The following is a 16690-nucleotide window of genomic DNA, read 5'->3' on the forward strand; positions in this document are numbered from 1 at the left end:
CCGTCCGCCACTCGCCACCCAAAGAGCAAGCTCTTTTGTGTTGCCGTTCGACTTGCATGTGTTAGGCTTGCCGCCAGCGTTCAATCTGAGCCATGATCAAACTCTTCAATTAAAACTTAATTAATTTACATCATAAATTATATGATGTTTTTAACATACAATCAATTGTTACTATATTGAAAATATATATATCAATTCTGCGAATGTTCACACAGATTGTCTGATAAATTGTTAAAGAGCATTAACACTAATGTAAGATTAAATAGTAATTTTATTACTATAATGTGGTATCCTACTCTTTACTTTTTTTCTGTCAATCTTTTTTATACATTTTTTTTATATTAGTTGATAATAATTCATATTATTAATATTTTCTCGAAACGAATTAATTTAATTATATCTATATTAAATTAATTTTATATAATACAATTAATTTATTTTATATAAATAATTTTTCTAATGATGAGAATCCATAAAATTGTAAAGTAGGTATTAATTGCATTACTTCATTATTTATTTGTGTACAAAATGCTATATTTTCTGCAGTAAAAAATTTTTTAATATTTTGATATTTTAATATCCATACTGTGCGACGAGCAATTGCTTTTCTTGAATCTACTAGTTGTGTTCCAGATAATAAAACAGATTTTATCTCATCGTATAATAATGGGAAATGTGTGCATCCTAATATTACAGTATCCGGTGGTTTTTTCATTGTTATCCAAGGTTCTATGATAGATTTTATATCATTAATTATTATTTTTTTACCATGTACCTTTGCTTCGGCTAAATTTACTAATTTACTTGAACCTAACATTTCAACTTTACATGTTTTAGCAAATTTTTTTATTAATTGATGAGTATAATGACGGTTTATAGTGCCAAATGTAGCTAATAAACCTATTATTTTATTACGTGTTAAAAATGCTGCTGGTTTAATGGCAGGTACAACACCAATTATTGGAAATTCAAAGTTTTTTCTTAAAGTAGATAAAGCAATAGTGCTAGCTGAATTACAAGCGATGATTGCTAATGATAAAGGAAATTTTTTATAAATTGCTTTTATTATAGATATAATACATCTTAAAATATAGTTTTCGTTTTTTTCTCCGTAAGGAAAATTAGCATTATCAAATACATATAAGTATCTAATATTTGGTAATAATGTGTGAATTTCTTTATAAATAGATAAACCACCCACTCCAGAATCTAATATAAGTATTGTTGGTTGAAGTTTAGGATTGATTTCTTGTAAAGAAGTATTATTTCTTTCTAAAAATTGAGTAAACATATTTTATTTAATTAAATAGTTAATGAATAAACAAATATTAGTTTAATTTTAAAGTTATATATATATTGAAGTATAATTAATTTCATCTATATTTATATATATAAATATCATATAAAATATATTATTAGAGATACTCTGTTAATTTTTTTAATTTTGTTAATTAGATGGTTTTTGATTATATATATTATATTTTTATTAAATTTGACTTAACATAAATTCAATATAAATATTAATAATTATAAATATATATATATATTGTGAATATATAGTATATTAACGATTGTATTAAACAATTAGGCAATAACACTAAAATAAATCGGGAACCTTAAGATTCCCGATTTATTTTAGTGTTATTTTAAAAATGTTCATCTTTTAATACGATAAACGCGCATTATAATCCAACCAATCAATCCAATTAAAAGCACAATAGGAATAAGATTAGAACCAATATTTGGATACTCCGCTCGCACTAAAACACTATATACTAAAATACCAAGAAGAAAAAACGCTGCTGCTAATGAAGGAACACCATTTGGCATATTCCTATTGAGATAACGTTGATGTAAAGACCAAGTCGCTAAACCAAGAGAAATCATTGGAAAAATTGAAAAGGGTACAAATGTACTGAACAGCACTGAAAAAGAACCATTTATAGCTAAACCCGTAATAAAAGCTAATAAAAGAGTTCCTTTATCGCGAAAAATTTGCTCGTTCATTTCATTATCCTTTATCATATTACTTTTCGAATTTTTTAATTCTATATTTAATGTTATAAGTTGTATTAATGTTAATAAAAACATATTTATACAATTATATATAAATATAGCATGAAACAATAAAAACTCTGTAAATTTTATACTTATAAGATATTAATGCTTTTAAAATAGTTAAAATATAAGTCTATTGTTTCTATAAAATAAAATGTTTTTTATAAAAATATTTTTAATATAAATTATATATATATACTACTTACATATTTATCTATTGATTTATATAAATAAATTAATTAATTAAAGTATTAATTATAATATAAATAGACATATATGTAGATATATAGATAATCTTATAAAAACATTAAATGTTTATAAAAATAAAAACAGTAATTATATACTATTACTTATGTAAAATAAATTATTAAAACTTAAAGTTATTAATATGTCAAACAAATAATAACACATTGATGTTATATAAATAACAGTTTAAAAAACATATGTTAATATGTATATTAAATAAATATTAACTTTTAATAATTTTTATTCTAAAACATAAATTTTAATTATTTTTACTTAATTCAATATTGGTTTTTATTAATTTCTATAGATACTATTTTTAATGCAACTCCTGCAAGTACATTAAGTTTATTAATAGATAATTGTAATCATAATACTAAATATACATCATCTTCAATAAGCGCGCAGAATTGTTTAAATTAAACTAAACTCATTTTTTCAAATTGTATTAGTTGATTAATGGCAAATAATAGAATATTACCAATAATTTTATGATCTTCTCTAAATGGAATTACCCTAACAACAAGATAATGAGCAAGATCACTTACATTAGTATAAGCTTTTTTAGCTACATTTTTCACAATGTTGAGTATTTATATAAATATTTTCAAATACTAAAAAAGCAATATTCAAACATTCAAAGCATGTATCAACTACATCAAATAAATGCTTTTTTATATTCTTGAACATCGCTAGTATTATATAATAATGCTAATTTTTTCATCATCAGCTTTCTAATCAAATAACCTTGTACACCACCACATTTACCATGAATTAATTCTAATAAATCTGCAGTTTTTTCTGAAGCATCAACGATGATCGAAATGTTAGCTCATCACCTAATTTAATAAAATTAATTTCAACAGCATTAAAACAAATCAAATCTTCCTTAAAACGTAATAAATGCATCATTCCAATAGAAGCATTAGGTAATAATTCAATTATATAATCGCGATTAAAAACAATACTAAAACTATTATACGTAACTTAAGCAAAACTTAAGCATTCAGCTAATTATTAACGATCAATCTCATAAATTATAACAGCCACCATAACTTAACTGATTTACATTAAGTCTATTAAACATATTTTACAAACTATTTTATCACATATTAATATTCCAATATAATCAAGACAACAATGAGCAAAAGTTATCGGTTATACACATTGTATATGTGTATAAGTTAGCATATGATCATTTTTAGCTACTGATATTAAAATATATTGCAATTTACTAATTGATTCTGATAAAAAATAAATCTACTTTTTAAACCATAATTTCATATCAGTAGTAATTTGATCATTACGACTACGATCTGTATGTAATTTTTCCTAATATTTCAACTTTTTTAATTAATTTAATTTTAACCTAACTATATATATCTTCAGCATCAATTTCTAAAATTTGTTTAGAATTAATATGGAGTATCTATAATAAAGAATATAATGCTAATTTCAGTTTTTCTGCTCAATTTCATTTAAAATATTTAGTGATAATAATGCTTTTGTTCAAACTATAGAACCAAGTATATTTAGTTCTACTAAACGATAATCAAAATATGAAGAATTACTAAACTTTTTAAAGCGATTATTAGTTAATTTCAAAAAAATTTAATTCCAAAATATCATCTTCATATTTCTAAATTTTATTAACACTTAAAATAAATGTTATTAAAAAATTTAATTGTAAAATTCATTAATTGCTTTGTTTATATTTTAACCTTTATTTATTTAGGGTACGAATACGAGAGGATAATGCGAATAAATGTATCAACCCCTCTGCATGATGAGGCTTATAAAATTTATCATTACCAGAGATTGAGTATTTTTTTTGAACATAAACTATTAATTAATTTATTTTTAATTACAGTAACTTGTTGTTTATATAACTGAATAACAATTCCACCACTTACTATCTCAGATAAAAGTCTTAATGCTATTTGAAGAGATTGACATACGGTAGTAAACCAACTGCCATCGTATATTACCTATATAAAACATCTCTACACCTAATTGTTGCTGTTATTTAAAATTATCACGATCTAATACTAGTTATGCAATTCGTCATAATGCATTAACAATAACATTATCACCTGAGTTTCATAATACCTACAAAATTTTATTTTATTAAGCGATTTTCTACAATATAATACATTCTATACCATGCTTTAAACCTAATATATTTAATTTATTAAGACATCCTAATAAATTAAATATATTATTATCTATAGATATAGTTATACTTCTTTCTATTTCTAAAGAAATTTATTCTAAATTATTCAGTGCTTCTAATGAATCAAGTTTTATGCCCAACAATCTTTATTTACTTTATTCCATGATTATTCCAATAAACCACTTGCAGTAAATACCAAATTTTCATATCTTCGCTATAAATCTTTTCTAGTGATGCAGTAGTTGCAATATTACGATTTTTAAGATAATCAATTAACTCTTCACGAGAAAGTGAAGTCCATTCACGCCATGGTGCAACAATTTTTAATTGTGGTACTAATGCATCATAAGTAAATTTAAATGGTACTTGATCATTGACTTTTCTAGTAGAGTCATGACATAGCAACAGCGTGCATCTGCACCACTTTGTAATGCTAAATGTACTTGATATTTTATAATAATCGGACCCATTATTGCAGTACCTTTTTTAGTAAATAATTTCCTTCATAAAATGAACCAGTATTTAATACTGGATACACATATTCATTAATAAATTCTTCTTTTAAATTTAATATATAATAACTAGATACATCTTAATATAATGCTTTAGTTTCAATATCTTTTAAATCATTGGGTCTTGAGCAAGATACGCTACAAATGCAATAATTTCACAATCAATATAATTTTCTTTTAGCCAATGAATAATAACTGAGGTATCTAACGCTCTAGAATAAGCTTAAATAATTTTTTAAATTTGATTGCTCATGTTTTTCGATTCTTAAATTATACGCGAATACAAGTGTCAATAGGCACACCATTAAAAATAACTAAAAGTTATCTAACATAGCCCCACCGAACCAAGTAAATTAACAAGACGTCCTAATGCTCATGATTTTTTTAAAAACTGTATTTACCTTAATAATCATATACTTAGTAATAAAATCTTTAGAGATTAATTTATTTGCTTCAAGAGATGTAATTTAGGTAATACACTGTTCTATACTATCAATAATACCAATAACATTGAATAATATTACTAAATCTGCTCTCAATAGTAATTACTAAAGTGTTTGCACTTGAGTTGAATTAATATTCAGCTTACAACTATCATTAGTAATGCCAATAGAGCTTATAATAGGAACATAATCAAATTAACTTATCAGGTGAAATCTGGCCCCGTACACATAACCTAGATCTTTATCACATTACTAATATTCACCAGTTCAGCATCATCAATACAGAGACCTATAGAATTAATATTATATTTTTGCTTAAGAAAATAATAACTTACTAACAGTACTAATTAACACATCAGTAATAAATTTCATTTGTTCAGCTGATATAATACGTAAACTACCATATTTTTTATTGTTATATGAAGTTTTTTCATTTAATTATTAATTAAACATGCACCACAATGCATAATAATTAAAGCACGATTACATTTAATAAGATGTTCATATATTTCATCAAATATATGAACTAAACATTCTTCACTATTTAGCAAATACCACCTAGCTTAATAATCGAAGGATGATTCATAATTTATATATCTATATATTAAATTAAAAATAATGTTCAATAACATTAAAAGTTTAACTGTTACAACAAATCCAATATTATAAAATGGAATAACTATAACTGCTTTTAAGCGAGAACTCCTGTTTTGTAAATACGTATTAATGATTTATTATTATATATATTAGAATAAATTGCTCATATATCTTTATGTGTAACTATTTTCTGTAAATAAAAGTGATAGTAGTAAGGATGCCACAGGAAAAACTACCTGCTAAATGCAGGATAAATATCGCATAAATACCTAAATGAATAACCATTTCTAAATAATGCCGATGATTAAAATCATATGGCTGTAAACTAACTTCACATAAATGACTATTTATACTACCTTTGCGTCCTACACTACTTATTGCGTTAATTACAGGCTATTGATTATTATTAATAATATTTTCTTTAATTAAAATACAGATCAAGTAGGATAACAACCTAGTATCATTATTAATTGAACATTTTGAATATTTTCATCGTACCATTCAGTTAAACCATAAGCTGCTTTAGCTAATCAATCTTTATGCTTATGGACAAAATCATAATATTTTGATTATTACAACGAAATATATCAAAAAGATCAAAAATACAACCAATAGTTAAAAACTTTCTTGCTAAATCATGACTAACTTTGTGATCAGTACATATAAAAACAACATCAACCCTATTTATCCATTTATTAATAATCCTTAAATAACATGATATTAAATCAATAATAGCTTCAAGATTTGGATATATATCTGGTAATAATTTACCAGGATCTAAACTATTGTTAGAAACAACTAAAGCAATTATATTTATATATGACGATTTAAATAATTAATTCTACACCTGCATAACCACTAGCATCAACAATTAATTGTTGTATCAGCTATAGGCTCTCATGATAATAATTTAGATCAAAGCAATAAAACATTAATTAATTTATTAGCAGATTGGTTATATGAATTAGGATTCAATATACAAATACAATTTATTCCAAACACAAATTATAAATTTAATATGTTAGCTGGTATAAGAATTGATGATGGAGGATTACTTTTATCTAGACATACGGATACTGTTCCACATGAAAGTAAATATTAAAGACAGAATTCATTAAATTGAATTGAACAAAATAATAAGCTATTTAGCTTAAAATCTACTGATATTTAAGGTTTCTTTGTTATACTCGTAAATACATTACGAGATGTTAAAATTAAAAAATTAAACAAACCATTATATGTTTTAACTACTGCTGATGAATAAACTACTATGACAATAGCAAAATATTTTTCTGAAACTACTCAATTATGTCCTAAATGCACTCTCATAGGATAACCAATGATAATGACACTAATGCGGATGCATAAATAAAGATTTTATCGCAATTAAGATTGTAATTGAAGGAAAATTGCTTATGTTAGCAACTCTTTGAAAGATATAGATCTATTGATTTTAATGCATAATTCAATTAAAAAGCTAATAAAATTATATAATACACTCAAAAAATATAATCATGACAACTTCAAATCTCCTTATTCTACAATGGATTTTGGTTATATTCAAGGAGAAGGTATTGTTAATAGAATTTGTTCACACTGCAAATTACATATAGATATTGGTCCTATTGCAAATATTTATATAAATAAAATTAATATTTTGTTAGAAAAGCAATGAAATTAAATATTTCAAACACTTTAAAATACTTAACTATTATTAACTTATATGCACATATAACTCGATATGAATGTAAAAGTAACCATAAAAAATAAAAGTAATAGAAAAACTGTTAAATGTGAAAACTGAAGTAATACACTATTATACAGAAACCTCTTTTTCACAAAAATATCTTCAACATTAATATTAAGGCTAGATTCTAAAAAACAAGATCATTAACTACATGAATTTATTGATACTAAATTTATTAAACTTACTTTAATTATTATTAAAAATATAATCAATCATTTTGTTATTTATAAACAATAAAGATATTAATAAATATTTATTTAATCAATAAAATGTATATATAAAATAAAACAATTTAATTTAAGTTATCAATATTTTTAATATTGATATTTAAAATATTTAAGCTACTTCAAGATATTATATTATATATAAATTAATAATTATGATTAAATCCTTGTTTAATGATCTTATCTTAGAAAGATATAAAAAATTATCTATTTAAAGATTCTCTACATTTCAAATAATTTTATTTAAATTAATACTTTAATAAGTTTTAACATGATTAATCAGGATATTTATAATTAAATAAAATTTAATTAATGACGTTTTAACAATGTATTGCCGATATTGTTGATCTTAAACCAAGTGTATAACATATAGCATAACTCATCTCAGATCGATTCAAGGTATAAAAGTGAAAATCTTTTACTCCTTCGCGTAATAAAATTTTAACCATATTTATAGAAAATATAGCAGCAATTATCTTACAAGTATCTACATCATGTTCTAATCCCTCAAACATTGTATGCATCCAACCTGGTAAACGTACATTAGTCATTAATGCAAATTATTGGACTTGCTTAAAATTAAAAATAGGCAAAATACCTGGAACAATTTCAATATCTATTCCAATAGCTACACATCGATCGCGAAAACGTAAAAACTTTTCAATATCAAAGAAAAATTGTGTAATAGCTCGATTAGCGCCTGCATCAATTTTACGTTTTAAATAGATTAAATCTGCCTGAATACTTTTTGCTTCTGGATGACCTTCCGGATAAGCAGCTACAGAAATTTCAAAATCACCAACTTCTTTCAACAAAGATACTAAATCGCAACCATACATTATAGGTTTACAATCATTTATAGAAAAATCACCACGTAATGCTACTATATGACGTATACCAATATTCCAATAATTACGTGCAATATTACGTAATTCATCACATGTTGTATCAACACAAGTAAGATGTGGTGCGACTTCTAACTTAGTACGTTCTTTAATACATTTTATAATGCAATATGTACTATGGTGTTCATTAGAACTCTTCCCATAAGTTACTGAAACAAATTTTGGTTTTAAACTGCTTAACTGTTTAATTGAAATCCACAAAGTTTCTTCTTTAGAATGTGGACGAAAAAATTCAAAAGAAACATTAATTTTTCCATTGTATTCTACTAAAAATTGATTTAGCACTTCGTGCTGATGAATAGAATAAAAACTCATATCATTACCTTAATTATTATACATCCATTAGATATTAAATATGAGTGAATAGTTAACAAGGAGCTATCTATTACAATCATTAGATGTAACATGGACAATTCCAAACTATCAGTCAACATAAAATTAATAAATAAAGATGATAATTATTCAAGTAACATGAAGTAATTTCATATTCTAATAAACAAGAATAAAGCTTATTAATAATAATTAAATTATATCTGTATATAAACTAAATGTTAGTTAGTTTTTTAGTAATTAATCTTAATTTTAAAAATTCTCATCTGCAATACGAAATGCATTTTTTAAGTCATTAATTAAATCCTGTTGATCTTCAATTCCTACAGAAATACGCAATAGCATATCAGACATTCCTGCTGTTGAACGTATTGCTTTGGACATACCAACGTGTGTCATAGTTGCAGGATGTGAAATCACACTTTCAACGCCCCAAGTGGTTCAGCTAAAGTAAATAATTGAAGTGAATTTAAAAAATTACGTAAATAAATTGTATCAGTATCTAGTTCAAAACTTAACATAGCACCAAAACCACGCTGCTGATACACAGCATATTCATGTCCTTTATTTTCATCCAAAGAAGGATGGTATATTTTTTTTACGACTGTTTGTTGTTTTAAGTAATCAATAATTTTTAATGCGTTATTTTGTGCAGTTTTCATACGTAATGCTAATGTACGTAAACCACGTAAGAGTAAATAACTATTAAAATTAGAACTAGTTACACCAATATTATTAGCCCACCAAGATAATTCATTTATTAGTGCTAAATCCTTAGCTATTATTACACCTCCTACTAAATCAGAATGACCATTTAAATATTTTGTACATGAATGAAGAACTAAATCAACACCTAATGCTAATGGATTTTGTAATATAGGAGTTAAAAAAGTATTATCTACTACGCTAATAGATCCAGCATCACGTACAGCTTGACAGATTCTATTAATATCTACTACCCATTAGTAATGGATTACTTGGACTTTCAATCAATACTAATTTAGGTTTTTCAGCCAATGATGCTATCAATGCTGATTGATCACCTTGATTAATAAAATTAAATCGATAAGCTCCTTTTTTGCTCATACTATTAAATAAACGATAACTACCACCATAACAATCATGTGGTGCTATTAGTAATTCACCTGGTTTTAGAAACATAGTAGTTAGCATATGTATTGCTGACATATCGCTGTTAGTTAATATAGCTCCACACCCACCTTCTAATTTTGCTAATGTAGATTGTACTATATCGCGTGTCGGGCTACTACGACGTGAATATGTATACGTGGTGCATTGAAATCGAGAAAACTAAAAGTGCTAGAAAGATACATAGGTGGAATAACGCTACCATACTGTTTATCAGTATTTAAACCACTATGTACTAAAATAGTTTCTTCTTTATATATTATCAGACTTAATCTTTTATGAGTGTCATTTAAAATGATTATTTTTAAATATCTATTAAGTAGATTTTAATATTTTTATATATATTTTAGAAAATTTAATTAACTATCCTATCTTAGATAATCTAAATATTGATAACGATTAGATTATAACAAATATATTCCTTAATTTTATAAGGAATATAATATATACAGTTGAATTTCAAATGTATATAAATAATTATTGACTTTAATTAACTATTTTAAAATTATATTTTTACTAATTAAGTGACTGCATTTCTAATTAAAAATAAGTAATAGATTACATTTTATGTTAAATATGACAAACAAAATTTTAGAATTTTAATTTTATTAAATTACTAAAATTTGCATAAATAAGATATTAGATTAATGATCTAATCAATCTTTTGTTTACGAAAAATCATAATAAATATATTTCATAAGATCTAAAAGTAATTACAGGTAATATATAAATGACATTTAATCTTTACAATTATTAATGTAAACATATTAAAAATTTATTTTTTATTAGACATACCTATAAAACGTTTATTAAAGCGCTCAACTCTACCACCAGTATCTACTATACGCTGTTTGCCTGTATAAAACGGATGACATTTACCACAGACATCTAAATTTAAGTCATTATTCATTGTAGAACGAGTATTAATTACATTACCACATGAACATGTAATTGTTACAGCTTGATATTTTGGATGTATCCCATTTTTCATGTCAAATCCTCACATAATTTTATATTAATCACATTGATACGATGAATATATTTAAGTAATAATATATAAGTTGCTAAGAAGCATATTATTAAATATAATATAATAAATAATAAATTAATTTTTTTAATTTATTATTTTACCTTAAGAATTTAATTTACATGCATATAATTTCAATATTAATATATATATATTAATTATTACAGAGAATGTTGGTTAAAATTATTATGCATATTGTTGTCCAAGTAGCTTTACCAGTACCACTCCCTCATTTATTTAATTATTTGGCACCTTCAAATACACCTGTACCAGTAGCTGGTGCACGAGCAAGAGTATCATTTAGAAATCGAAAGATGATTGGAATTGCTGTAAAAATTCTAAAAACTAAAGATTTACCATCTAAAAATCTTAAACAAATAGAACATATGATTGATGATCAAAGTTTATTTTCTCCTACGTTATGGCAAATTTTACATTGGTCAGCACAATATTATCATTTTCCTCTTGGAATAATTCTTAATCATGCTTTACCATTATTATTACGTCAAGGAAAAACTCTTCAAGAAAAATTGCATTCGCGATGGATCATTAATAAGGCTGGTCTAGAATTTAAAATATCTAGCTTACAAAACGCACCTAAACAACAACAAGCATTAGCAGCTTTACGCTCACAACCAATATATTCTCGTGAACTTAAGGAAAAAAAAATCAGCACCACTATACTAGAAATTTTACGTTCTAAAGGTTTATGCGATTTAAGTACTTATGAATCTCAAATAACTGATTGGCATACATTTTTTTTAGTTAAAGATAAAAATTTAAAGTTAAATAATGAACAAGAACATGCAGTTCAAGCAATGATTAATAATAATCATCATTATGTTGCATGGTTATTAGCTGGGACCACTGGTTCTGGAAAAACTGAAGTATATCTTAATATGTTAGAAAATGTACTATCACATGGTAAACAGGCTTTGGTATTAGTTCCAGAAATTAATTTAACTCCTCAAACTATAGCTCGTTTTCGTGAGAGGTTTAATATACCAATTGATGTACTCCATTCTTCCTTAAATCATAGTAAACGTCTTGCCGTATGGTTACGTGCTCGTAGTGGTGAAAGTGCCATTATAATTGGCACACGATCAGCATTATTTACACCCTTAGCTCGTCCAGGTGTCATAATTATTGATGAAGAGCATGATAATTCTTATAAACAACAAGATGGATGGCGTTATCAAGCTCGAGATTTAGCAGTACTTCGTGCTTACAAAGAAAATATTCCAATTATAATGGGATCTGCCACTCCAGCTCTAGAGACATTATACAATGTTCGTCAAGGTAAATACCAGCAACTCAATCTAACTCAGAGAGCTGGAAATGCAAAGATAATACATCAACAATTAGTAGATTTAAAAGGCCAACAACTTCAATATGGATTAACGTCAATTCTGCTACGTAAAATACGTAAACATTTAAATGATGATAACCAAGTATTGTTATTCCTTAATCGTCGAGGTTTTTCACCTATATTTATATGTCACGATTGTGGTTGGTTGGCCAAGTGCCAAGGTTGTGAAAGATATTATACACTTCATCAACATTATCGTCAATTAAGGTGTCATTATTGTAATAATCATAGACAATTACCAGATAAATGTTTGAATTGCACATCAGTAAATCTAATATCGATTGGAGTAGGAACTGAACAATTAGAACAACAACTTACTAAATTATTTCCAGACGTACCAGTCTCTCGCATTGACCGTGATACTACTGGTAAAAAAGGAGCATTAGAAAAATATTTAAGCAATATTAATCGCGGAGGTAAACATATTCTAATTGGTACACAAATGTTAGCTAAAGGTCATCACTTTCCTGATGTTACATTAGTAGGACTTTTAGATATCGATGGAGCATTATTTTCAACTAATTTTCGTGCTGCAGAACATTTTGCTCAGCTTTATACTCAAGTTGCAGGTCGTGCTGGCAGAGCTAATAAAGATGGAGAAGTGCTATTACAAACTTATCACCCAAAACATCCATTGTTAACAACATTATTATCTAATGATTATTTTAATTTCGCAGAACAAACACTTTTAGAACGCAAATTATTACAATTACCTCCATGGACAAATCATGCTCTTTTCCGCGCTGAAGATCTAAATAATGAAAAAGTAGTAGAATTTCTTATCCAATTACGTAAATTATTGGACAAACATCCCTTAAAAGATCAATCTACATGGTTAATGGGACCTGTACCATCCTTAACACAAAAAAGAAATGGATATTGGCGTTGGCAACTTTTATTGCAACATCCATCACGTAAGTATTTACATCAATTATTAAGTAATTTATTACCTTTGATTAAAACTATACATTCAGCTCAAAGAATTAGATGGACATTAGATATTGATCCCATTGAAAATTAAAGTATATATAAATAATTAAGAATCCATATCAGAATTTATTTAGATCAAATCTAAGAACTAATTAAAGATTTGTTTAAATTGATTAGTGATATTAATAATTAGTTGTAATATTCTCATTATAACATGTTAGATAATGAGCTTTATTTAATTTAAGTAAACATAGTTTTTATATATAAAAATTTTAAAATATATAACTTACATAAATATAACAGAATGTAAATAGATTTATATATTTATATTTAAATTTATATTTTAAATATCAAATATATATCCATAGTTTTTATAATATATTTTAATTAAAATTAACTAATAATAATTACTGTTATAATAAATAATATTACATAAGATATTTATTATAAAAATAAAGATTAGATTTTTATAAGGTATAAACATTAAAATAAATAGTTTTTGAAAAAAAATTATGAATCTTATTAAATAAATTTATTAAAAAATTCTTAAAACAAAAGTAATATTATATTGAATAACTAATGTCTATAATAAAAGATATATAAAAATAATAAATAAGCTTTTAATATAAACTGATAACAAATAATTTTTAATAATTTAAAATAAAATTCATATGTATAAATATAAAATTTAACTATATTAAAAAAATATAATTATTAATATAAGTATGTAATTCGCAAACTTTCCTGCTATTAAACAGCATATCACCGTTTATAACATCATCAAATTCTTATATAATTTATATAGGTACAGCTATGACCTTTAAACCATTAGGGGTTGAAATCATTCAATCTTACCCCATATAAAATATGGTTATTTTTAACAAATAAGAGTAATTTACTGCTGTAATAATGGAGTTTTCTAGTGACAACTATAGTAAGTGTAAGGCGTAAGGATCAAGTAGTACTTGGGGGTGATGGTCAAGCTACTATTGGCAATACAGTAATGAAAGGAAATGTTAAAAAAGTTCGTCGCCTTCATAACAATAAAGTAATTGCCGGTTTTGCTGGTGGTACTGCGGATGCACTTACACTTTTTGAATTATTCGAACGTAAATTAGAAATACACCAAGGTCATTTAGTTAAAGCCGCAGTTGAACTAGCAAAAGACTGGCGCACTGATCGCATATTACGTCGTTTAGAGGCCTTATTAGCCGTTGCCGATAAAAGTGCTTCACTTATTATTAGTGGTAACGGTGATGTAATTCAACCAGAACATGATCTAATCGCAATTGGTTCTGGCGGACCTTATGCCCAAGCAGCAGCTAGAGCTTTATTAGAAAATACAGACATTAATGCACGTGATATAGTTGAAAAATCACTAAATATTGCCGGTGACATTTGTATCTATACCAATCATAATATCAATATCGAAGAATTATTATTCAAGGCGTAAGGACCAAAATCATGTCTAATATGACTCCACGCGAAATTGTTAACGAGCTTAATCGTTTTATTATAGGTCAGGACTGCGCCAAGCGTGCTGTAGCTATTGCATTACGGAATCGGTGGCGTCGAATGCAACTAAATGAAGAATTACGTCATGAAGTAACACCAAAAAATATTTTAATGATTGGTCCTACGGGTGTTGGTAAAACTGAGATTGCTAGAAGATTAGCTAAATTAGCAAATGCTCCATTTATTAAAGTGGAAGCAACAAAATTTACTGAGATAGGTTATGTGGGTAAAGAAGTAGATTCTATTATCCGTGATTTAACTGATTCAGCTATTAAAATGGTACGAAGTCATGTTATAGAAAAAAATAAATATTATGCTGCGGAAATGGCTGAAGAACGTGTACTTGATGTACTTATACCTCCTGCAAAAAATAACTGGTGCCAAACTGAAACTCATGCCGAACCATCTGTTGCACGACAATCTTTTCGTAAAAAATTACGCGAAGGTAAACTAGATAATAAGGAAATTGAAATTGATTTAGCAGTAGTACCTATGGGAGTGGAAATTATGGCTCCTCCAGGTATGGAAGAGATGACTAATCAATTGCAATTAATGTTTCAAAATCTTAGTAGCCAAAAGCAAAAACCTCGTAAATTAAAAATCAAAGATGCAATGAAACTACTTGTTGAAGAAGAAGCAGCTAAATTAATAAACCCAGAAGAATTAAAACAAGATGCAATAAATGCCGTTGAGCAAAATGGAATTGTATTTATTGATGAGATTGATAAAATTTGTAAACGTGGTGGACAATCTTTAGGTCCTGATGTATCACGTGAGGGCGTACAGCGAGATTTACTTCCATTGGTAGAAGGTTGTACTATATCAACAAAGCATGGCATGGTAAAAACTGATCATATTTTGTTTATTGCATCAGGTGCATTTCAAGTTGCTAGTCCATCTGATTTAATTCCTGAATTACAAGGTCGTTTACCTATTCGTGTTGAATTACAAGCGCTTACTGTAAATGATTTCGAACGTATTCTTACTGAACCCAGCACTTCTATTACTGTACAATATAAAGCATTAATAAGTACTGAAGGAGTACATATAGAATTTACTGAAGATGGTATTCGACGAATCGCCGAAGCAGCATGGCAAGTCAATGAAACTACTGAAAATATTGGTGCACGTCGCTTGCATACTGTGTTAGAGCGTTTAATGGAAGATATTTCTTATAATGCCAGTGAACGTGAGGGCGAATCAATTACAATTGATGCTAAATATGTAGGTTATCATCTTGATAAATTAGTTGCAGACGAAGATCTTAGCCGTTTTATTCTATGAAATACTTATTTAATTATAAATCAAAGTATTAATTAATTATCCTATATATGAATATGGTTCTATTAAATTTTAGAAATGAATTTCTATATAATACATTTGTTATAATGGATATTATCTTTATTTCATTGACATAAAAATATTACGTATGATTACAATCCATATAATGTTGTATGAACATACAAAT

Annotated in this window: 9 protein-coding genes, 1 rRNA gene and 4 pseudogenes; 4 read left to right on the forward strand and 10 right to left on the reverse strand. The window is 26.0% G+C overall.

The features are described 5' to 3' along the window. The 7 genes and pseudogenes from FD727_RS03105 to FD727_RS04190 form a co-directional block, all read right to left on the reverse strand. A 16S ribosomal RNA gene (locus tag FD727_RS03105) occupies positions 1-112 on the reverse strand; the annotation flags it as partial. 327 nt (positions 113-439) lie between these two features. Beyond that, positions 440-1291, reverse strand: a complete 852-nt coding sequence (murI, locus tag FD727_RS03110) for a glutamate racemase (RefSeq protein ID WP_159938704.1) — start codon at positions 1289-1291, stop codon at positions 440-442. A gap of 365 nt (positions 1292-1656) precedes the next feature. Further along, positions 1657-2007, reverse strand: coding sequence for a YijD family membrane protein (locus FD727_RS03115; protein WP_159938705.1), 351 nt, complete (start codon positions 2005-2007; stop codon positions 1657-1659). A gap of 713 nt (positions 2008-2720) precedes the next feature. Continuing rightward, complete coding sequence (locus tag FD727_RS03120; RefSeq protein WP_159938706.1) at positions 2721-2882, reverse strand: hypothetical protein; 162 nt, start codon at positions 2880-2882, stop codon at positions 2721-2723. A gap of 199 nt (positions 2883-3081) precedes the next feature. Further along, a pseudogene (locus FD727_RS04185) lies at positions 3082-3270 on the reverse strand (lyase family protein); the annotation flags it as partial. A 754-nt stretch (positions 3271-4024) separates the two neighbouring features. Next, a pseudogene (locus tag FD727_RS03130) lies at positions 4025-5179 on the reverse strand (argininosuccinate synthase domain-containing protein). A 1373-nt stretch (positions 5180-6552) separates the two neighbouring features. Continuing rightward, complete coding sequence (locus FD727_RS04190; RefSeq protein WP_159938738.1) at positions 6553-6843, reverse strand: hypothetical protein; 291 nt, start codon at positions 6841-6843, stop codon at positions 6553-6555. A gap of 612 nt (positions 6844-7455) precedes the next feature. Between FD727_RS04190 and FD727_RS03140 the strand changes: the two genes are divergently transcribed. Next, positions 7456-7701 (forward strand): peptidase dimerization domain-containing protein, encoded by a 246-nt coding sequence (locus tag FD727_RS03140; RefSeq protein ID WP_159938707.1) that lies wholly within the window; start codon positions 7456-7458, stop codon positions 7699-7701. Between the two features lie 616 nt (positions 7702-8317). Here FD727_RS03140 and metF read toward each other — a convergent pair. From metF to rpmE, 3 genes and pseudogenes are all read right to left on the reverse strand, one after another. Then, positions 8318-9217: pseudogene (gene metF / locus FD727_RS03145) on the reverse strand (methylenetetrahydrofolate reductase). Positions 9218-9484: 267 nt separating this feature from the next. Continuing rightward, positions 9485-10644: pseudogene (metB, locus tag FD727_RS03150) on the reverse strand (cystathionine gamma-synthase). A 512-nt stretch (positions 10645-11156) separates the two neighbouring features. Next, positions 11157-11372: a 50S ribosomal protein L31 gene (rpmE, locus tag FD727_RS03155; RefSeq protein ID WP_159938708.1), complete on the reverse strand. Its 216-nt coding sequence runs from the start codon at positions 11370-11372 to the stop codon at positions 11157-11159. Between the two features lie 224 nt (positions 11373-11596). Here rpmE and priA point away from each other — a divergent pair, with 224 nt between their 5' ends. From priA to hslU, 3 genes are all read left to right on the forward strand, one after another. Then, positions 11597-13798 carry a primosomal protein N' gene (gene priA, locus FD727_RS03160; protein WP_159938709.1) on the forward strand — a complete coding sequence of 734 codons (2202 nt, stop codon included), beginning with the start codon at positions 11597-11599 and terminating at the stop codon, positions 13796-13798. A gap of 831 nt (positions 13799-14629) precedes the next feature. Then, positions 14630-15160 (forward strand): ATP-dependent protease subunit HslV, encoded by a 531-nt coding sequence (gene hslV / locus FD727_RS03165; protein WP_159938710.1) that lies wholly within the window; start codon positions 14630-14632, stop codon positions 15158-15160. Positions 15161-15171: 11 nt separating this feature from the next. Next, complete coding sequence (gene hslU, locus FD727_RS03170; RefSeq protein WP_159938711.1) at positions 15172-16506, forward strand: HslU--HslV peptidase ATPase subunit; 1335 nt, start codon at positions 15172-15174, stop codon at positions 16504-16506. Positions 16507-16690 lie beyond the last annotated feature (184 nt).

The organism is Pantoea sp. Mhis (genome assembly GCF_009830015.1).

What these genes read in the sequence shown, in the direction of transcription:
- priA (WP_159938709.1), top strand. Translation starts at nt 11,597, where the DNA reads ATGCATATTGTTGTCCAAGTAGCTTTACCAGTACCACTCCCTCATTTA.
- hslU (WP_159938711.1), top strand. Translation starts at nt 15,172, where the DNA reads ATGTCTAATATGACTCCACGCGAAATTGTTAACGAGCTTAATCGTTTT.
- murI (WP_159938704.1), bottom strand. Translation starts at nt 1,291, where the DNA reads ATGTTTACTCAATTTTTAGAAAGAAATAATACTTCTTTACAAGAAATC.
- FD727_RS03115 (WP_159938705.1), bottom strand. Translation starts at nt 2,007, where the DNA reads ATGAACGAGCAAATTTTTCGCGATAAAGGAACTCTTTTATTAGCTTTT.
- rpmE (WP_159938708.1), bottom strand. Translation starts at nt 11,372, where the DNA reads ATGAAAAATGGGATACATCCAAAATATCAAGCTGTAACAATTACATGT.